This window comes from uncultured Thiodictyon sp., assembly GCA_903837595.1.
Classification (GTDB): Bacteria; Pseudomonadota; Gammaproteobacteria; order Chromatiales; family Chromatiaceae; genus Thiodictyon.
Genome location: CAILVI010000505.1, coordinates 38797 through 58541, shown reverse-complemented (window position 1 = coordinate 58541; position 19745 = coordinate 38797). Strand labels below are relative to the sequence as shown.

Genomic DNA, 19745 nt, shown 5'->3' with positions numbered 1-19745 from the left:
CGCCAAGGCAGCATGAACCGAAGACGCCACCAGCTCGACTGTCGAAGTGGTATCGGGAGTTGCGCTTCGCGGCACTAGATTCCAGGATCACTCAGCCGTCTGGCCATGCGATGGCGTGCAGGGTCTGGCGGGCCTGGTCGTAGTCGAAGGACTCGATCTGTCGCGCCAGCGGCGTCGCCGCGTCGCCCAGCGCCGCCCGCAGCGCCCCTTCTGACTCGCGAAACAGATGCGCGGCGGCAATGTCTCCGACCGCCAGCAGGGCCTCAAGACGCCGCACCAGGTCCTTGAGGTCCGCGGCGGCGGGGTGCTTGGCCGACGGCTCGACCGGGAGTCCCGGCAGCCGCTCCAGGATGGCGCCGGACACGGCCGTGTAGGCCGCTTCTAGGGTCGCCATCAGGGGCTCACAGACGGAGGCGTTCGCGCCGGCGCGCAGCGCCGTCTCCAGGGCCGCGGCCGCGTGCGCAACCGCCGCGGCCCCCAAGGTGCCCGAAACGCCCTTTAGGTTGTGGACGATGAACCGGGCCTGCTCGCGCTCATCGGCGGCGAGCCGGCGGCGTAACTCCACCATGTCCTGGCCGTGCTCTTGCGCGTAGGTGCGCAGGTGGCGGCACTCATCCGCGCTCCAGCCCCCCTCCTGGCGGCCGAGCGGCGTGTCGAATCCGGCCATGGGGTGCGGCGTCCCGCTTGCCGGCGTCCAACGCCGGGCCGGCGTGGGCAGCGTTGCCAGTGGGGCGTCGGACAGCCATTTGAGCAGGGCGGCGAAGAGCCGCTGCGGGTCGACCGGCTTGGGCACATGGTCGTCCATGCCGGCCGTGAGGCACGCCTGCCGATCCTCGTCGAAGGCGTTGGCGGTCATCGCCAGGATGGGCGTGGCGGCGCGCCCCGGTAGGGCGCGGATGGCGCGGGTGGCGGCCAGGCCGTCCATGACCGGCATCTGCACGTCCATCAGGATCAGGTCATAGGCAGTGGCCGTGGCGAGCGCGAGCGCCTCCCGCCCGTTGGCGGCGGTGTCCACCGCGAGCCCGGCCGCCCGCAACAGTTCCAGGGCCACCTCCAGATTGACGGCATTGTCCTCCGCCAGCAATATCCGCGCCCCGGCGTGGTACCGGCGCACGGCCCCTTCGGCATCGGGTGGCGGCGTGGCCCTAGGGTCGGTGGCGGTGCCGGCAGTGACCGGGTCGCCCGTCCCGCGCCTCAACCGCACCGTGAACCAGAAGGTGCTGCCCGCCCCGGGCGTACTCTGTGCCCCTGCCTCGCCGCCCATCAACCGCGCGAGCTGGCACGTAATAGCCAGGCCCAGACCGGTGCCGCCGTAGCGGCGCGTGGTGGAGGCGTCGGCCTGCTCGAAGGCCCCGAAGAGCCGCGGCAGTTGCTCCGCGGCGATGCCGATGCCGGTGTCCTGGACCTCGAAGCGCACCAGTAGCCCCGCGGGGCCCTCCTCGATGATCCGTGCGCGCAGGCAGACCCCGCCGCGCTCGGTAAACTTGACTGCATTGGCGGCCAGGTTGAGCAGGGCCTGGCGCAGGCGGGTCGGGTCGCCGCGCAGCCAGCCTGGCACCGCGTCCGTGTCCACCGTGAGGCTCAGCCCCTTGGCGGCGGCCTGGTCCGCGATCAGGGAGCAAACCTGCTCTAGGACGCCGCCCAGGGCAAAGTCGCCCTGCTCCAGTTCCAAGTGGCCGGCCTCGATCTTGGAGAAATCCAGGATTTCATTGAGGATGGTAAGCAGGTGCCTGGCGGCGCCGTCGATGCGCCGCAGGCGCTCGGCCTGGACCGGCGTGACCTGGCTGCGGGCGAGCAGGTGGGTGAGTCCGACGATGGCGTTCATCGGCGTGCGGATCTCGTGGCTCATGTTGGCCAGGAAGGCGCTCTTGGCGCGGTTGGCGGCCTCCGCCCGGGTGCGGGCGCGGTTGAGTTCCAGGGTGCGGCGCTGCACCAACTCCTCCAGGTGGTGGCGGTAACCGTCCAGCTCGTCGCTCACGCGCTGCTTCTCGGTGATGTCCTCCTTGACCGCGACATAGTGGCTGATGGCCCCATCGCCTTGACGCAGCGGGGTGATGATGGCGTGCTCGGTGTACTCGCTGCCGTCGCGCCGCCGGTTGACGAACTCGCCTTGCCAGGGTCGGCCCGCGCGCAAAGCCTCCCACAGGTCGCGGTGGGTGGTCAGCGGGGTCTTGCCGGACTGCAGGATGCGCGGGTTCTGGCCGATGGCCTCGGCGCGGTCGTAACCGGTGGCCCGCACAAAGGCCTCGTTGACATATTCGATCTGCCCCTCGAGGTTGGTGATGACGATGCTCTCCGGGCTCTGTTCCACCGCCTGGGCAAGCTTGCGCAATTGCGCCTCGTCGCGGTGCTGGCGCACGATGCGCCATACCTCGTTGGCCAGGAGTTGGACGGTCTCCACGTCCAGGTCCGTGTAGGGCTCGGGCTTGTTGCCGACCCCCGCGATCATGCGTACCAGCCCGGACTCGAGTACCGGCACGCTGATCAGGCGCGCAAGTTCCGCGTGGCCAGGGGGCAGCCCGCGCCGCTGGATTTCCTCCTGGGGCGCCCCGGCATAGTCGTTGAAGATGACCGGGGCACGTCGGCGTAAGGCCTCGGCCCACACGCCCGCCTGACTGACGGGGTAATGCCGATCGTCGGTGGCCTGGCAATCATGCGCCTGGGTGTCCCGGGACCAGGCGACCATCTCGATGGTCTGCTGATCGTCGTCGACGAAGTGGGTGAAGCCGATACGGCTCCCGGTGAGCTGTTCCGCCAACGCCAGCGCGTACTGCATGAAGGCGCATTCGTCCAGTCGCTCGGCGGCCTTGGGCAGGTCGAGCAGGGCCGTGGCGCGGCGCGCTTGGAGGGCCAAGGTCTGCTCCGCCTGGCGCCGATCAGTGATGTCCATGAGGCTGCCGAAGACCCGCACGACCCGGCCTCTATTCACCTCGGCCGCGGCCCGGGTGCGTACCCAGCGGCGCTCCCCCTGGGCGGTATCGAGCCTTAGCTCCAGGTCATAGGGGTCACCCAATTGCACTGCGCGCTGGAAGGCCGCGGCCATCCGCGCGCGGTCGTCCGGGGCATAGAACGCGAGGACGCGCTCGGTGTCGATCGGGTCGTAGTCGCTGGTGACCCCGAAGATACGATAGACCTCGGCCGTCCAATGCCGTTTGCCGGTTGCCACGTCATATTCCCAGCCGCCGAGCCGGGCCATTTCCTGGGTATGCCCCAGCAGATCCTGTTCCTTACGCAGGGCCGAGTCCCGCCGCTGGCGGCGCACCCGGGCGGCCATCAGGGCGGCCAGGAGCAGGGTGGCCACCGGGTAGACCCCGAGGACCTCCAGGCCGACACCCGAAAACACCAGGGCCGCGGTCGGCGCCGGCAGTAGGAGCACCATCAGGGCCAGCATCACCACATGGACCAGGACCCCAAACAGGTAAAGCTCCAGTAGGGGCAGTTGCTCCGGCGCCGGGCGTAGCCGCCGCCACAGGATGCCGATGGACCCTGCGGCGAGGATCGCGGCGACCCCGACTGGGGCGCCGAGGCCGCCCTGGAACAGGCGCAGGGCGGCGGTCATGGCCATCGCCACCAGGGTCGGCAGGGCGCCGAAATACAGTCCGCTGACGGCCAGCAGGACCGAGCGGGTATCGAAGAAGAGCCCGGGGATCAGTAACCAGGGCGTCAGCATCAACGCCACGCCGAGGCTCCCGATCAGGACGCCGGCCAACAGCCGGGCCGGTACTGACCCGCGATCACCGGCGCCGTCGATGAACAAGTCCAAGACCAAGGCCAGGGCGAGCAGCAGCGCGGCATTGTGGATCAGGGCGAGCAAGGCCGGCCCGGTCAGCGCGGTATCGAGCATCATGCTGGCAGGTTGAAATGCGCCAGCCGTTCGCCCCCTTGCGGCCTGTCGTCAGTCACGCGAGCGCTGCCGGCACCGGATCCCGATGTCCCCGCGCGATGGCAGCAAAGGCGGCAAAGCCGTCCAGGAAGGCGTCGGTCACGTCCGGATCGAACTGGGTCCCGCGCTCGGCGACAATGATCGCGCGCGCCTCCCCCAGGGACAGGGCCGGTTTGTAGACCCGCGGCGAGATCAGCGCGTCGAACACATCGGCCAGGCTCATGATGCGGGCACAGACCGGGATCGCCTCACCGGCCAGGCCGTCCGGATAACCGCTGCCGTCCCAGCGCTCGTGGTGCCAGCGGGCGACCTCTTGGGCCAGGGTCAGGAAGGCGAGTGGGCGCTCCAGGTCCTGCTGGGCGAGCGCGATGGCGTCTGCGCCGATGCGGGTATGGCTCTGGATGATGTGCCGTTCATCCGTGGTCAGGGCCCCGGGCTTGCGCAGGATGGCGTCGGGGACACCGACCTTGCCGATATCGTGCAGGGGGGCGGAGCGGGTGAGCAGGTCGATATAGCCCTGGTCCAGGGTGGCGGCGAAGCGCGGGTGAGTGCGCAGGCGCTCGGCAAGCAGGGCGACGAAGGCCTGGGTGTGCCGGATGTGGTTGCCGGTTTCCCCGTCGCGGGTCTCCGCCAGGTGTGCCAGGGCGCGGATGGCCACCGTCTGGGTCAGCTCGTTCTCCGTCATGCGCCGGGCGATCTCCGCCTCCAGATAGGCGTTCTGGTCCTTGAGCCAGTCACGTGCCCGCTTTACCTCCAGTTGGGTGCGCACCCGCGCCAGGACCAGGGTGGGCCGGATGGGCTTGGTGAGGTAGTCTGCCGCCCCCGCCGTCAGGCCGTGCAACTCCGCCTCGGGACTATCCAGGGCGGTCAGGAAGATCACCGGGATATCACGGGTCGCTGGGTCGGCGCGCAGGCGTTCGAAGACCTCGTAGCCCCCCATTTGCGGCATCATCACGTCGAGCAGGATCAGGTCTGGGCGCGGCGTGCCGTTGGCTATGCGCAGCGCCTTGGCCCCCGAGTTGGCCGCCAGGACCCGATAGGTGGGATACAGCAGGTCGCCGAGCAGGGCGAGGTTCTCGGCGGCATCATCGACAATGAGCAGGGTGGCTTGGGGGGGCGTGATCACGGCGCGTCTCGTCGGCTCACTCCCGTGCCGGGGGCGCCCGGAGGTTCGACCGGATGCACCGGCGCGTCTTGCGCCCAGCGCCGCAGTTGATACCAGACCCGGCCCAGATGCTCCTGGAGGGCGTAAGTGCTGATGGCAAGCGCGCCCGCCCGTGGCACCCAATCGGACAGCCCCAGTTGCTCCCGCCAGTGCGGACCGGCAATCAGCCCGGTCGGGGCCGGGGTCACGGCAAACCCAGCCTGCTCGCAGGCTGCCACCGCGCGTGGCAGGTGCCAGGCATCACTCACCAACAACACCTGGGCGACCCCGTCACGCTCCAGCATGGGTTTCGAATAGGCGGCGTTCTCCCAGGTGGTGCGGCTGCGGTTCTCCACCCCGGCGACCGGGACCGCGAATTCCTCCCGCAGGGTCCGCGCCATCAGCTCGCCCACCGCCGGCGCCTGGGCCGTGGCGACGCCGCCGCTCACATAGAGCGGCAGGCCGGTGGCGCGCTGTAGCTTAGCCCCATAGCGCACCCGCTGCAGGGTGAAGGTATCCAGGGTCAGCCCGCCGAATTCGGGCGCGTCGCTCCTGAGCCCCCCGCCGAGAACTAGGATACCCTTCACCTGCGGTGCCAGCGGCGCCCGCAGATCCAGTGCCGCATAGGGCTCCAGCGGCACCATCAGCAGGATCGCGACCACCGGCAGGCAGAGCAGGGTGAAGCCGGCGGTCGCGGTTAACAGGAGCGCGCGCCCGGCCCCCCCCCGCACCAGGAAAAAGGCCCCCACGAGCATCAGGATGATGATCCCCGGGGGCAACAGCAGGGTCTTGATAATTTGCTGGGCCGTCATCCTAACCGCCAAGCGCACTTGGACAATCGTCCGGACGGCGATTGTTCAAGGTCACTTGCGCACCATGTCGCCCTTCATGATCTTGGGTGTGACGAAGATCAGGAGTTCGCTGTTATTGTCGGTGCGCGACTGCTGCTTGAACAGGTGCCCGAGCATGGGGATGTCCCCTAACCAAGGTACCTGTTCCTTCTGGTTGTTCTTGGTCCGTTCGTAGACGCCGCCCAGGATCACGGTGTCCCCATTATCGACCAGCACTGTCGTCTTCACCGAGCGGGTATTGATCGGCGGTGGTTGGCCAGCGGTGATGGTTGCACCGGCGGAATTATTGTCCACTTGCAGGTCCATGATCACGCGGTCGTCTGGGGTGATCTGTGGCTTCACCTTGAGCTGGAGCATCGCATCGGCGAATGAAGTGGTGGTCCCACCACTCGTGCCGCCGGCCGCCGACTGGTAGGGGATCTGCTGGCCCATCTTGATCGTCGCCTCCTGGGAATCGGAGGTAATGACCCGCGGGCTGGAGATGATCTCGCCACGCCCCTCCGTTTGCATCGCCGACAGTTCCAGCTGGAGCAGATAGGAGCCGACCTTACCGATCAGGAAATTGACGGCGCCGGACGGGGTGGCGGCCGGCAGGTTGACTAGCAGCGGGATCGCGGAGAGGGCGGCGGGTGTCGCTACGCTGCCGACTGCTGAGGTGACGTACGTTGGGTTAGTGGGGGGAACGGTCGGGTTCTGGTTCGGGTTCGGTGCGATGATGGTGTTCGTCTGGGTATTGTAGCCAGCGACTGTTACCTGCGGTTGCATTGTACCGGTGCCGGCAGCGCCACCAGCCTGTGACCCGCCGACCTGGTTGAAGGTTCCGGCACCGCTGCCATTGGCGGTCTGTTGCCATCGGGTGGCGCCGAAGCGCACGCCCAGATCGCGCGCGAAGTCATTATTGGCGACGACGATGCGGGACTCGATCATCACCTGGCGCACCGGCACGTCGAGGCGCGCAACCAATCGCCGAATGTCCTCCAGCTTGGTCGTCGTATCCTGCACCAGCAGGGTATTGGTACGTTTGTCCACGGACACACTGCCACGCTCAGACAGCAGCGATTGTCCACCCTTGCCATCGGCGCCGCCGACGGACTTGAGCATGGTTGCCAGGTCCTCCGCCTTGGCGTAGTTGATCTGAATGAACTCGGAGCGCAACGGCGCCAGTTCTGCGATCTGTTTATTCGACTCCAATTCCAGCTTTTCCTGGGCGGCCAACTCCTGGCTGGGGGCGATCATAATGACATTGCCGGTTTGGCGCATCCCCAGTCCCTTGCTTTTCAGAATGATCTCAAGGGCCTGGTCCCAGGGGACGTTCTTCAGGCGCAGCGTAATGCTCCCGTGCACGGAATCACTGGCGATCATGTTGAGACCGGTGAAGTCGGCCAACAACTGCATGACCGCGCGTACCTCGATATCCTGAAAGTTGAGCGAGAGCCGATCGCCGGTATAAGTGGCCTTTTTCTTCTCGAGTTGGTCTTTCTCCCCCGGGGTCAGGGCACGAAACTCCAGGGTGAAGAGGTCATCGGTCTGATAGGCAAGGTAGTCGTACTCGGCACCCGTCTGGATATCGAGCAGGACATTGCGTCCGCTCGCTTTGGACTCCACCGCGGTCACGGGCGTGGCGAAATCGGTCACGTCAAGCCGCCGGAACAGGCGCGGGGGCAGCGTGCTGTCATAGAGGTCGACAAAGACATGCCCGGCTTGTTCACGCACGGCCACGCGGGTCTGGGCGCTGGGAAGTTTGATCACTACCCGTCCCTCGCCGCCGTTGCCGCGTCGAAAATCGATGTCGCGGACCGCCCCGCCCGCCGCCGCGGCGCGGGCGGCTGCGGCTTGCGGCGTGGCCATCGGCGGGCCGCCGCGGGTGACAGGCGTCGCTGGCACCCCCGCCGGGGGCGGGGCAGGCGGTGGCGCGCTGGCCATGACGGCCTGCGTATTGATCTTGAGCCGGACCTGGTTGCCGTTGGTGCTCACCTCATAGGGAACCGATTCGTTCAGATTGATCACCACGCGGGTGCGATTGCTGGCCTCCACGGCGATCAGACTGTGAACGGCGCCCACGCCGATGGGCACGACCTTGTGATCGAGCTTATTGATGACGTCCGGGAAGTCCAAGGCGATGCGTGCCGGGGACTCGGTGGCGAATGACGTGGGTTTGGCGACGGGCCCCGAGAAGGTCAAGGTGATCTCGACCAGATTGCCGGGGGAGGCGGCCGACGTGACGCTTTGAAGATCGACCGCCCAGGTCGGGGCGGTGCCGAGTAACAGCAGCCACCACGTCATCCATTTGGCCAGCGCTATGCGACCCACGCGACGCGGCCGGCGCGCCGCTGAGCGGGTATTCGGGTGACTTGGGCTGCTCATCGCGGCGTGCCCTCCAAGGGTTATTGAGTGAGTGCGACCGTCGCCTGGCGCTCGCGCCACTCGCCGGGGTTTTCCGATACGATCTCGGTCAATTGGATCGCGGTGTCGCTGATGCTGACGATCTGGCCATTGTTCATGCCCAGGTAGTTGCCGACGCGCACCCGGTGCAGGATGCCGTTGGGGGTGCGGATCAGCCCCCAGGTGGTCTGGTTCTGTTCCAGGGTGCCGACCATCCGCAGGGCATCTAAGGCGAAGCCTTCAAGCTCTTCCTTGCGTCGCATGGGGTCGGGAGCCAGGTTGTTGCCGGCGGTGGCCGCTGGTACGCCGGCGCCCCGATTGTCCATCACAAAGGGATCCCGTCGCTCGCCCGGCTCGTAGATGAAGCCATCGATTTGCTTGACTTCAGGCAGCGGTCCGATCGGTCCCGGGTCACGGGCCTTGACCTTTTTTGCATACTCCTCCAGATCGCTCTGGTCGGCACTGCCGCAGGCGACGAGCAGCACCGACAGGAGCGTCGGCATGAGCCATCGCCAGCGTCGTGAGGGAAGCCGCCGCAGCGGATGCTCGGGCCGGCTCATTTGGCTACCGTCTCGTCCAGATAGCGATAGGTCTTTACCTGCGCCTGAAGCTGCAGTTTGGCGTCTTCCGCGCCGCGCTCGCCCGCGGGGTTGACGATCTTCACGTTGTGGATGGTCACGATTCGCGGCAGCGACGCGAGTCCGCTGATAAAGCGTCCAAAATCGTGATAGCGCCCGGTGACCCGGATGTCGATCGGCAACTCCGCGTAGAAATCCTTCAACTGCTCCCCCGCTGGCTGGAACAGCTCGAATTCAAGCCCTGCCGCCAGTCCGGTCTGGGAGACGTCCACCAGCAGTGCCGCCACCTCGGTCTTGTCCGGGAGTTGGCGCAGCATGGCACCGAAGGACTCCTTCATCTCGGCGAGTTGCTGGCGGTAGGCATTCAGATTGGCCGCCTTTTTCTGCTTGGTCTCAAAGGTCTTGCGCAGTTCCAGTTCTTTCGCTTGGGTGTCCGCGAGCCGCCCCAGTTGGGCATCCGTGTCCAGGTAATAGATGGCCGCGCCGGCCACGCTGCAGAGCAAAAGTATCGCAATCGCCTTGACCGGCACCGGCCATTCGCCGATGTTGTTCAGATCAAGTTCGTTGAGTTGGCTCAGTTCCATGGGGCTTGGGTCCCGGGGGTGCGGTCTGGTCTCAGGTGGGTCGGGTTGGCTGGGGCGCTAAGACGGCGGCTGCGCATTGGCGTCAGCGGTGGGGCGAATCTGGTCGAATGACATCCGGAAATGACTGAAGCCGGTGCCGGTCTTATCCTTGTTTTCGATCAGCAAAAGGTGCGGATTGCCGAGCCAGGCGGAGCCCTCGACGTTGCGCATGAAGGCCGAGACGCGGGCGTTCGATTGGGCGCGCCCCTCCAGCACAATGTTGCGGCCGGTCTGGTCCAATTTGACCAGGAAGACCCCTTCTGGGATCGCCGTCACCAATTGGTCAAAGAGTCTGACCACCTCCGGCCGGCTTTGCTGCAGTTGCTGGATGATGTTCATGCGGGCGAGCAGCTTGGCCTTGGTCTCCTCCAGCACCTGGATCTCCTTGATCTGGCGGTTGAGCTGGCCGATCTGCTCGTCGAGGAATTTGTTGCGCTCCTCCTGTATGCCGATCCTGCCCTCCATCCAAAAATGCACCCCGAGGGCGCTCAGCAGGACGATGCCCAAGGCAATGCCGCCCGCGACCGCGAATTCCTGTCGCCGTTGGTGACGCTCGGCCTCCCGCCATGGGAGTAGATTGATCCGGGCCATCAGTCGAATCCGCGCAGGGCCAGCCCCACGGCAACCATCATCCCCGGGGCACAACGCAGCAACTCTTTGGCATTGATTCGGGGTGAAAGCGACATTTGCGCGAAGGGATTCGCCACCGTGGTCGGCAGCCCCAGGCGATCCTCGACCAGTTCATCGATCTTGAGGATACCGGCGGTGCCGCCGGCCAGGATGACTTGATCGACCCGGCTGAAGGTGCTGCCGGAATAGAAGAACTGGAGTGCCCGAGTGATTTGCTGGGCCAGGGCCTCCTTAAAGGGACTCAAGACTTCCGTGTCGTAGTCCTCGGCGACGTCGCCGTCGACGATCTTCTGGGCGGCCTCCTCCCGCGGCAGGCTGTAGCGCCGCTGCACCTCGTCGATCAGTTGCTGGCCGCCGAAATTCTGCTCGCGGGTGTAGACGACCTGGCCCTCATGGAGCACGTGCAGGGTGGTCGTGGCGGCGCCCACGTCGGCCACGGCCACGGTGCGTTCCGCGAGTCCCTCGCCGCGATTGCCTAGGATCAGACTACAGGCATTCTCCATGGCATAGGCCTCGACGTCGACCACTGCGGCGGTCAGGCCAGCGACCTCCAGCGCGCTCACATGGTCATCCACATTTTCCCGGCGCGACGCTGCCAACAGGACGTCCACCATGTCGGGATTCGCCTGGGAGGTGCCCAGCACATCGAAATCCATGTTGACCTCCTCCAGTGGGTACGGGATGTATTGGTCTGCCTCCAACTGGATCTGGTTTTCCATCTCCGCGTCGGTCAGTCCGGCGGACATGGAGATCACCTTGGTGATGACCGCGGACCCGGACACGGCCACCGCGGCCCGCTTGGTCTTGGTGCCGCAGCGCTGCACGGCCCGTTGGATGCACTCACCCACCGCATCGGCGTCGACAATTTTCTGCTCCACCACCGCATTACTCGGTAGTTGCTCAACGGCAAAGGACTCGACCCGGTAGAGGTCGGTCGTCGAGCCGGAGCCCTGCGACAGTTCGATCAGCTTGACGGCCGTCGCGCTGATGTCGATGCCTAGCATGGCCTTGTTCTTGCGGATTAGACCGAACATCGGAGGCTCTTAAACCCTTTTAGCATGCGTGGAAAAGCGACGGCCGGCGGCGCGATCACGGCCTCACTATACCAAACCGAGAACATCTTGCGGGGGAGCGAATCCGCCGCTCGTCCCTGGGTGCCCCGCGCCGCGCGCGGCGGCGACGCTCCACGCGCCCCGTTCCTTGCATCTATTCGGGCTGCGCCGACCGGCCCCGGTGTTGTCTAAGCGGTACGGGGATTCTACAGACTCCCTCCCTGTCGGTGGGCTGGGCGCGGGTCGGGGGTGCGCGGACCAGGCGCGCGTGTTAACGTTCAGCCGTCACTATGCCTGTAACGTGGCGCCGCCGCGAGTCCCACGTGCGGTGGTCGAACTGCCTTAGAACGAGTCGGAGGTGCCAGATGTCGGGACGAGAGCGCGGGAACGCGGCGCCTTCGCGCATCGCCTACGAGGCGGCCCGTATCATGACCGAGCAAGGCGAGCCTGACTTCGACCGGGCGCGCCGCAAGGCAGCCGCGCGGATCGGGGTGCTGGATCGGCGCAGTTGGCCGTCCAACGAGGCGATCCAAGAGGCAGTGGCGACCCAGCGCCGACTCTTCGTCGACGGCGCGCAAGCGCGCGACCTGCGGCGCTTGCGACGCGACGCGCTGGCGGCCATGCGCAGCTTCAAGGCCTTCAGTCCGCACCTGATCGGTCCGGTCTTGCACGGGTCAGGTCATGCCGAGCAGGGCGTGCAGTTGTGTCTGTATGCGGAGCGGCCGGAGGATGTGGTGTTCGCACTCATGGACCAGCACATTCCCTGGCACGAACGCGAGCGCAGTTTTCGCTACAGCGATGGCGCGCGGCGCACCCACCCGGCGTTGCGCTTCCTCGCCGGCGGGACCCCCATCGAGCTGGTCGTCCTGCCCCGCCACGCCCTGCGCAATCCGCCGCTGGACCCGGTCACCGAGCGGCCCGCGCGGGGCGTCGATAGCGCCGAGCTGGAGCGCCTGATGAGTGGGGGTGATGATCAATAGATAGCATTAACGGCATTGCCCGGGATTTACCGGATGACGGAAAATTGACACTGCCGGTCAGAACTTCTACCATCTTTCGTTTGTCGCGCTTATTCTCTGCAATGACGAATCATCGCATTCGCATCGCACCATGCGCAACCGCGCTGTTAATACCGGAGTGATCTATGTCCAAAGCCCCCATGCGTATTGCCGTGACCGGCGCCGCCGGCCAGATCGGTTATAGTCTGCTGTTCCGCATCGCCTCGGGCGAAATGCTCGGTAAAGACCAGCCGGTCATCCTGCAGTTACTCGATCTGCCGCAGGCCCAACAGGCCGTGCAGGGCGTGATGATGGAGCTGCAAGATTGCGCGTTCCCGCTGCTTGCCGGCATGGTGGCCACCGATGATCCGAACGTTGCGTTTAAGGACGCTGACGTCTGCATGTTGGTCGGTGCCCGCCCGCGCACCAAGGGTATGGAGCGGGCCGATCTGCTGAGCGCCAACGGCGCGATCTTCACCGTGCAGGGCAAGGCCATTGCTGAGCACGCCAAGGAGGCGGTGAAGGTGCTGGTGGTCGGCAACCCCGCCAATACCAACGCCTACATCGCCGCGGCCGCCGCCCGCAAGGTCGGCCGTACCGACCCCAACAACTACCACGGTATGTTGCGCCTGGACCACAACCGCGCACTCTCGCAACTCGCCGACAAGGCTGGTCGCCCGGTGACCACGCTGAAGAAGCTGATCGTTTGGGGTAACCACTCCCCGACGATGTATGCCGATTACCGTTATACGACATCCAACGGCGACAGCGTCAAGGACCTGATCAACGATCACGCCTGGAACAACGATGTCTTCCTGCCCACCGTCGGCAAGCGTGGCGCGGCCATCATTGAGGCCCGCGGCCTATCCTCCGCCGCGTCCGCCGCCAATGCCGCCATCGACCACGTCCACGACTGGGTGCTTGGTTCCGATGAATGGGTCACCATGGGTGTGCCGTCCGATGGTTCCTACGGCATCCCGGCCGGAATCGTGTTTGGTATGCCGTGCGAGTGCCGGGGCGGCTCCTTCAAGATCATTCAGGGCCTGGAGATCGACGCCTACAGTCGCGAGAAGATCAACGTCACGCTGAAGGAATTGACGGATGAGGCGGAAGCCGTCAAGGATATGCTCTAGCAGCGACGGGCTGAAGGCGTCGGATGGGGCAGGGATGGCCCCGGATGCCGCGCGACATGGGAGGTTCGTGCGGCCCGTCGCTTTGTGAAGAGTATGGGTAAAGCAGGGGACGGCCCGAGGGTGGCTATTTCGCACCCAAGCAGCATGGGGGATGCCAAACAGATTGGCATCCCCCATTCATTTGTCTGCTTTTACCAAACAGGGCGCGCGCGGGAACGCGCGGCCTGTTAACGTCCGTACTTGCGACGGAAGCGGTCGACGCGCCCGCCGGTGTCGACGATCTTCTGCTTGCCGGTGTAGAACGGATGGCAGGCGGAGCAGACCTCGACATGCACGTTCTTACCCAGCGTGGAGCGGGTCTGGAACTCGTTGCCGCAACTGCACGCCACCTTCACGTCGCCATAGGCGGGGTGGATTCCTTCTTTCATGATGACCCTTCTCGCCCTGCGCGGGCACGCTATAAGACTGGGAAAACGGGGTACGATATCACTCTGCGTCCGGTGTGGCAACCGTTCTTGAGGTTTGGGGGGTCGGATCATCGGCGAGGAAACGCGCCACCAGGTTGTCGCCGAAGGCGGCGCCCAGTTCGGTGGGCACGACGTGCCCGGCGCTCACCTGCAACAGCCCGTCACGGACCGCGGCGGCGACCAACGGCTCGATCCGTGACCAGGGCAGGGCGGTGGTGGCCGTAAAGAGGTCCGACTCAAACCCGGCGGTGAGCCGGAAGGCGTTGAGGGCAAACTCGCCGATCCGATCGTCATCGGTGAGCGTGCGTTCGCTCTCGATCAAAGCGCCAGGCGGTGCAAGCAGATAGTCCTGGGGTCGACGGTGCTTGGCCGTGCGGCGGATGAGCCCGGTCCGCGGGTCGGTCAGCTTGCCGTGGGCCCCAGCCCCGATTCCCAGATAATCGCCGAAGCGCCAATAGTTGAGGTTGTGCCGACACCGCCGCCCCGCACGCGCATAGGCCGAGACCTCGTACTGGCCGTAACCCGCCTGCTGCAACCGCACCCGCCCGGCTTCGCCCATATCCGCGGCCAGATCGGCGTCCGGGACCGCCGGGGGGGCGGCATGGAAGGGGGTGTCGGGCTCCAGGGTGAGTTGGTAGTAAGAGATGTGCTCGGGCGCCAGTTCGATCAGTGCCGCCAGGTCCGCATCGGCCTGGGCCAGGGTCTGGCCGGGCAGCGCAAACATCAGGTCCAGATTCAGATTGTCGAAACCGGCGGCGCGGGCCGCCGCGACCGCCGCGCGCGCGCCCGCCGGGTCATGGACCCGACCGAGCCGCCGGAGCATCGGGGCGTCCAGACTCTGGACCCCGATGGAAAGCCGATTGACCCCCGCCCGGCGGTAGGCCCCGAAGCGGGCCGTGTCGGCCGCGCCGGGGTTGGCCTCCAGGGTAATCTCGCAGTGGGGATTCAACTCGGTGCGGCGGCGCACGCCGTCCAGGAGCGCCTGGATGGCTGCCCCGGGAAACAGGCTCGGGGTCCCGCCGCCAATGAAGATGCTGCCAAGCGGTCGGGTGGCCGCGCCGTTGCGCAGTTCCTGATCCAGGTCAGCGAGTAGGCGCGCCACATAGTCCGCGAAGGGTGGCTCGCCGGCGAGCGGGTGTGAGTTGAAGTCGCAGTACGGACACTTGCGCAGGCACCAGGGGATGTGGACGTAGAGCGCCAGGGGCAGCGTCCAAGCGCGGTCGGTCGAGGTCAGTTCGAATCCCACGGCAGCACTCCTGCGTAGTGGATTAAGGCACGCGGCACCCCGCCCTGGGTGTTGGCAGGGGAGTTGAGAGCGCCACGGCTACCACCGGCGGCGCTGGTGGATCCGTTGCACTGGTGCCGCCCCACAGGGCATCCTGACTGGGGCGATTTGTCTTAGAATGGCAACGATGGCCGATGCTGGCAAGCTGAAGTGACATTCCTCCCGGCCGCAGATGACCGCCTTCACGGCGTTGACTTTGCCGGATAAACCTGATCGAATCGCGCCGATCCGGCGGTTGCGCAGCGCGTTCGCCGCCCCCCTGGCCGCCTCGCTGCGAGTGAATTGCCCTCAATCATGTATAGCCCGATAGCGCGCATCGTGCGTAATCAGTTAGCTGGTATACCCTTGTTGCGGCGCTGGCGCGACGCCTGTGGCGAGCCGTTGCAGCAATACCATGACATCAGCTATAACGTGGGTGTCTGTCGGCACCATATCGGCGCCGCGCAGCGTCTCGGATCACTGGCCCCGCTGGGTCAAACGCTGGTCGAGATCGGCCCTGGCGGCAATTTGGGTAATGCCCTGATATTGATCGCTTCAGGCGCGCGCCGGGTCTATTGTGTCGATAATTACCGCCATGTCGATTTCCAGTTCAAGCTGACTCAGTTTTATCGCGATTTAATCGCCGATATCCTTGCGCATCCAGACCAATTGCCGATCACCGATCCGGCGCTTTGGGATCGCCGGCGTGCCGCTCAGGCGCTCGCCGAGGCAGTGACCTTCGCCCGCGATACCGTCACCTTCAATCCTGACCGGATTGCCTATCTGGCCCCGTGCGATGCGCAGACGATACCGCTCCCGGATCAGTCCATTGATGTGTTGTTCAGTCATGCCGTCCTGGAGCATGTGAAGCACCCCGCCGCAGTCTGCCGGGAATTCAGCCGTATCATAAAACCGGGTGGCTATTTCTCCCATGTGATAGATCTGCGGGATCACTTCGATCCGTGCGGCTTGGCCATGCTGCGCTATCCCGCCTGGCTCTGGCACCTCATGTCCTCCAACAGCCACGGTCATGTAAATCGCTGCCGGGCGGCTCATTTCGAGCAATTCTTCCGTGACGCCGGGTTGACGCTGCTCCAATTGCAGGCAACGGCGATATTGGGCGATGTCGAGCGCATTCCAATGGTCATAAGTAAAGAATTTTCAGGATTATCAATCAAGCAGTTGCGAATATTGGGGCTCTCCGTTGTCGGTATCCGTTGAGCGCTGCCGCCGGGCGCCCAGGGCGACGATCAGGGACCCAGTTCCTTTACCCCGGAGATCAGGAGGCGCGCGAAATGGCAATCAACGAAAGACAGCGACAGAAACGGCTCGAAGCACAGAAGAAGAAACGCAAACTGGTGGCCAAGGGGAGTGCCGGCGGGCTTGCCGCGGGGCGCCATGCGCTGCACTACGCAAGATTTCCGATTCATGAGTGCCTGGTATCGGAGCGCTTGTTCGAGACCGGTCTGGGTACCCTGATCTGGTCGCGGCGGATGCCTGATGGGATGCTCGCGATCACGGCGTTCGTGGTCGATGTATACTGCCTGGGAGTCAAGGACGCACTCTTCAAAGTCGCCAGTGAGAAGGCGTATGAAAACCTGATCAAGCCCGGGTTGATCGCGACCCATAAGGATCAGGCGTGGCAGGCCGGGGAGCCGGCTTACGCCCGCAAGCTCCTCCAGGGAGCCATTCGCTATGCCGAACAGATGGGGTTCGCTCCGCAGGGTGACTATCAGAATGCAAAAGGCATTTTTGGCGATGTCGACGCTCTGGCGTGCTCGACCGAGTTTGAGTATGGCCGCGGGGGCCAGCCCTGCTATATCCGCGGCCCGCAGGAGTCAGACGCCCGGGCGCAGCGCATCGTCGATCAGTTATTGAACAACTGCGGTGCGGGTGGCTTTACCTATCAGGCGATGCGGGATGACGGACTGGCCGGTTAAGGCCAGCGGTGCCGGCCGCGGACCGCGGGCACGGCGGGTGGATCGGTGCAGCGCACCCCCCCCCCGCAGCGCCTGGACGCGTGCCCTCAGCGGTCCTGGAGCTCGCGGATGCGGTCCTCATAGGCCGTCTTGACACACCCACGCTGGTCACTGTCTTTCCAACAATCGTTGCGGCCCTTGAGCCAGCTGCGCTGCTCTGATTTGAGCAAGTTCTGCTGGCTGGGCGGGGTGTGCCGCATGGCCACGCGGTAGAGATCCGACAGGCTGTGGTCCAAGTCGGCCAATTCGGCGTCCTTGCAGATCAGGTCTTCCACCTCGTGCGCGATCTTGCTGCACCGGAAGCTCGGATCGGCGGCCCAGGCCGGCAGGGCGAGCAGTCCGGCCAGGGCAGACACGGCGGCGATCAGGGGTAGTCGCATGGTGGGATTCTCCAGGGTCTTGGTGGTCCGACGGGACCGATGCTCTTGGGGTGTGCGATCTTAACCCCGCTGCCCACCGGGGGCCATCCCGGGGCACCAGCCCACCTTACCTGCTGTTATCTGGTTACGCAGTTCCAGCTTCGCAAGCCCGATGCCGTTCCCGCGAGGTTTCTGCCTGCCGCCCTTTCGGCTACCCCACAACCCTCACATGCCGCCGAGACAGCAAATCTTGACGTTTCCTTGATGTGCCGCTATCTTTGTCCGCAACCGAGCATGGATCCGGCCGCCTGAAGCACCCCGAGAGGTAAAACGACTTCAGGAATGCAAGAGCGTGGCGGCTGCAACCGCCTTTAGCCGATCAGAGTCCGGGGTGGTGACACCCTGGCGGTACCCGTGTAACGCCGGACTCGAGAAGCAGTTCACAGCGGAAATGGAATTTAACGACTGAGGGATACGCGAAACTGCCGGCTCGGCAGCAGGACCCGAGCCATCCGGCGACGGATCGCATCACGACACCTAAACCACAGAATCTCGGGAGGTTCGCATGGCGAGCCTGTCTACACGGGAAGATCGCTGCGGTCGCTGGGTGTTCTCAATTTCGGAGTTCGTTATGAACAAGGCAACCAAGCGGGTGCAAATGGAGATGCCGGAGGCGGCCTTTGAGCGGTTGGCGTGGCTCAAGGACAAGACCGAGGCGGCCTCTTATGCCGAGGTGACCAAGAACGCATACCGTCTGTATGCCAAGCTGATCACCCTGGCCGAGAGTGGCGAGGAACTGTACCGCAAGGATGCCAACGGCAACCTGACCCGGCTGGAGTTGTTCGTCTGACACCAGTCGTTGCGCCGCGGCACCCCGGCACCTACCTGGGTGTCCACTCCTCACGCTTCTATCAACACCGGAGGCCGGCAATGGACTGGAAAGGCAGAATCATCAGTGATTCCACCATCCTGGTCGGTAAGCCGATGATCAAGGGGACGCGGATCTCGGTCGACCTCATCCTTGGCTGGCTGGCCAACGGCTGGAGCGTCGAGGATATCTTGGTCTCCTATCCCCAAATCGGCCGTGACGACGTACAGGCGGCACTCGCCTTCGCCGCCGAGATGCTCCGCGAGGAGGAGTACATCGCGCCCTTTGCCGATCCGGGTGCCGGACTGACCGGCTAAGTCGTTCGATCACCCCGCGAGTCCGATTAAGCGCAGCAACGGCGGCAAGATGATCGCGGTGGCGAAGGCCGACAGGGCCATGGCGAGTCCAGAGAAGGCCCCCATCACCGGGCTCATCTGAAAGGCGCGGGCGGTGCCGATGCCATGGGCGCTGAGCCCCATCGCGAAGCCCTTCACCGCGTCGTCGTGACAATGGAGCAAGCGCAGCAACCCGGGGCCGAACACCGCCCCGACGATCCCGGTACTGACCACCAGGACCGCGGTCAGTGACGGCAGCCCCCCGAGCTTCTCGCTGATGCCCATGGCGACCGGGGTAGTGGTCGACTTGGGTGCCAATGAGATCAGTGTCACCGCGTCCGCCCCGCACAGGATGCCGATCCCGACGGCGCTCCCAGCGGCCGTCACCACCCCGACCAGCAGGGCGATGAGGATCGGCAGGGCCAGGCTGTGCAGCCGTTCCCGCTGGCGATAGAGCGGGATGGCGAGCGCGACGGTGGCCGGGCCGAGCAGAAAGTGGACGAACTGCGCGCCGTCGAAATAGGTCGGGTAGGGGGTCCCGGTGAGCTTGAGCAGCCCGATCAGCAGGGCCACCGCGATGGCCACCGGGTTCAGCAGCGGGCTCTCACCGCCCAGGCGATAGACCTTGAGTGCCGCCAGGTAGCAGATCAGGGTCGCGGTCAGCCACAGCAGCGGCGAGGCGGCCAGATAGACCCAGATCGCGGCCAGGGGTGCGTTAGTCATGGCCCGTCCCCCGGCGCCAGGCCAGCAGCCGTTGCACCCCCATCATGGTCAGGGCCGTGACCGCCAGCGTGATCAGGGTGCCAAAGAGCAGGGCCGCGGCAATCGCTACCCACTGTTCCTGGACCCGCGCCCAATGGACCATGACCCCGACCCCGGCGGGAACGAACAGCAGCGACAGGTTGCCGAGCAGGCTATCCGCAGTCTGTCCGAGCCGTTCAGAGATGCCGCCCCGCAGCCACAGCCAGGCGAGCAGCAACAGCATCCCCAGCACGGGGCCAGGTACCGGCAGGCCGGCGGCCCGCACCGTGACTTCGCCGGCGAGCTGACAGATCAGGATCAGGGTCAAGGCCTCGAGCAACGTACACCCCCGTGGGGCGGCGGCCCCGGTCGAATCGAACAGTGAGGCGGTCATTGGAACCGCAAAGGCGCACCGGATGCAAAGACCGCGCGCGCACAGACCCCGGTCGCGGTCTATC

The 19745-nt window shown here is 65.4% G+C and carries 19 protein-coding genes; 6 read left to right on the top strand and 13 right to left on the bottom strand.

The window, feature by feature from the left end:
• Positions 1 to 91 precede the first annotated feature (91 nt).
• The 8 genes from QZY44_RS30560 to QZY44_RS30525 all read right to left on the bottom strand — a co-directional run bounded on the left by QZY44_RS30560 (position 92) and on the right by QZY44_RS30525 (position 11125).
• Entirely contained in the window at positions 92 to 3847 is a 3756-nt protein-coding gene (locus tag QZY44_RS30560; RefSeq protein ID WP_295456577.1) for a PAS domain S-box protein, read from the bottom strand.
• A 52-nt stretch (positions 3848 to 3899) separates the two neighbouring features.
• Positions 3900 to 5009, bottom strand: a complete 1110-nt coding sequence (locus QZY44_RS30555; RefSeq protein WP_295456576.1) for an HD domain-containing phosphohydrolase — start codon at positions 5007 to 5009, stop codon at positions 3900 to 3902.
• Positions 5006 to 5839, bottom strand: coding sequence for a YdcF family protein (locus QZY44_RS30550; RefSeq protein WP_295456574.1), 834 nt, complete (start codon positions 5837 to 5839; stop codon positions 5006 to 5008). The genes QZY44_RS30555 and QZY44_RS30550 overlap by 4 nt, the downstream gene beginning before the upstream one ends.
• A 51-nt stretch (positions 5840 to 5890) precedes the next feature.
• The gene (locus QZY44_RS30545) at positions 5891 to 8161 is read right to left on the bottom strand and encodes a type IV pilus secretin PilQ (protein ID WP_295456572.1); all 2271 of its coding nucleotides are present in this window, start codon (positions 8159 to 8161) and stop codon (positions 5891 to 5893) included.
• A 101-nt stretch (positions 8162 to 8262) separates the two neighbouring features.
• Positions 8263 to 8763 carry a pilus assembly protein PilP gene (locus QZY44_RS30540; protein WP_295456570.1) on the bottom strand — a complete coding sequence of 167 codons (501 nt, stop codon included), beginning with the start codon at positions 8761 to 8763 and terminating at the stop codon, positions 8263 to 8265.
• A gap of 53 nt (positions 8764 to 8816) precedes the next feature.
• Complete coding sequence (locus QZY44_RS30535; protein WP_295456569.1) at positions 8817 to 9422, bottom strand: type 4a pilus biogenesis protein PilO; 606 nt, start codon at positions 9420 to 9422, stop codon at positions 8817 to 8819.
• Between the two features lie 57 nt (positions 9423 to 9479).
• Positions 9480 to 10052, bottom strand: a complete 573-nt coding sequence (locus tag QZY44_RS30530) for a PilN domain-containing protein (protein WP_295456567.1) — start codon at positions 10050 to 10052, stop codon at positions 9480 to 9482.
• Complete coding sequence (locus QZY44_RS30525) at positions 10052 to 11125, bottom strand: pilus assembly protein PilM (protein WP_295456564.1); 1074 nt, start codon at positions 11123 to 11125, stop codon at positions 10052 to 10054. Before QZY44_RS30525 ends, QZY44_RS30530 begins: the two co-directional genes overlap by 1 nt.
• A gap of 383 nt (positions 11126 to 11508) precedes the next feature.
• Here QZY44_RS30525 and QZY44_RS30520 point away from each other — a divergent pair, with 383 nt between their 5' ends.
• Positions 11509 to 12123, top strand: coding sequence for a hypothetical protein (locus QZY44_RS30520; RefSeq protein WP_295456562.1), 615 nt, complete (start codon positions 11509 to 11511; stop codon positions 12121 to 12123).
• A 164-nt stretch (positions 12124 to 12287) separates the two neighbouring features.
• A complete protein-coding gene (locus tag QZY44_RS30515; RefSeq protein ID WP_295456560.1) occupies positions 12288 to 13274 on the top strand; it encodes a malate dehydrogenase in 987 nt (328 codons plus the stop codon).
• 227 nt (positions 13275 to 13501) lie between these two features.
• Here QZY44_RS30515 and rpmE read toward each other — a convergent pair whose 3' ends face one another.
• Together rpmE and hemW are read right to left on the bottom strand one after the other, a co-directional pair.
• Complete coding sequence (gene rpmE / locus QZY44_RS30510) at positions 13502 to 13702, bottom strand: 50S ribosomal protein L31 (protein WP_295456558.1); 201 nt, start codon at positions 13700 to 13702, stop codon at positions 13502 to 13504.
• A gap of 58 nt (positions 13703 to 13760) precedes the next feature.
• Positions 13761 to 14987 (bottom strand): radical SAM family heme chaperone HemW, encoded by a 1227-nt coding sequence (gene hemW, locus QZY44_RS30505; RefSeq protein ID WP_295456557.1) that lies wholly within the window; start codon positions 14985 to 14987, stop codon positions 13761 to 13763.
• A gap of 384 nt (positions 14988 to 15371) precedes the next feature.
• Between hemW and QZY44_RS30500 the strand changes: the two genes are divergently transcribed.
• Both QZY44_RS30500 and QZY44_RS30495 read left to right on the top strand, forming a co-directional pair.
• Entirely contained in the window at positions 15372 to 16226 is an 855-nt protein-coding gene (locus tag QZY44_RS30500) for a class I SAM-dependent methyltransferase (RefSeq protein WP_295456556.1), read from the top strand.
• 74 nt (positions 16227 to 16300) lie between these two features.
• A complete protein-coding gene (locus QZY44_RS30495) occupies positions 16301 to 16945 on the top strand; it encodes a hypothetical protein (RefSeq protein ID WP_295456554.1) in 645 nt (214 codons plus the stop codon).
• Between the two features lie 86 nt (positions 16946 to 17031).
• Here the strand turns inward: QZY44_RS30495 and QZY44_RS30490 are convergent, their stop codons facing one another.
• Positions 17032 to 17364 carry a lysozyme inhibitor LprI family protein gene (locus tag QZY44_RS30490; protein ID WP_295456552.1) on the bottom strand — a complete coding sequence of 111 codons (333 nt, stop codon included), beginning with the start codon at positions 17362 to 17364 and terminating at the stop codon, positions 17032 to 17034.
• Between the two features lie 610 nt (positions 17365 to 17974).
• Here QZY44_RS30490 and QZY44_RS30485 point away from each other — a divergent pair.
• Complete coding sequence (locus QZY44_RS30485) at positions 17975 to 18193, top strand: hypothetical protein (protein ID WP_295456550.1); 219 nt, start codon at positions 17975 to 17977, stop codon at positions 18191 to 18193.
• A gap of 80 nt (positions 18194 to 18273) precedes the next feature.
• Positions 18274 to 18528: a DUF433 domain-containing protein gene (locus QZY44_RS30480; protein WP_295456549.1), complete on the top strand. Its 255-nt coding sequence runs from the start codon at positions 18274 to 18276 to the stop codon at positions 18526 to 18528.
• 9 nt (positions 18529 to 18537) lie between these two features.
• On the opposite strand, the gene QZY44_RS30475 is transcribed toward QZY44_RS30480, so the two are convergent.
• Positions 18538 to 19269 (bottom strand): LrgB family protein, encoded by a 732-nt coding sequence (locus QZY44_RS30475; protein WP_295456547.1) that lies wholly within the window; start codon positions 19267 to 19269, stop codon positions 18538 to 18540.
• Entirely contained in the window at positions 19262 to 19681 is a 420-nt protein-coding gene (locus tag QZY44_RS30470) for a CidA/LrgA family protein (protein WP_295456546.1), read from the bottom strand. Before QZY44_RS30470 ends, QZY44_RS30475 begins: the two co-directional genes overlap by 8 nt.
• Positions 19682 to 19745 lie beyond the last annotated feature (64 nt).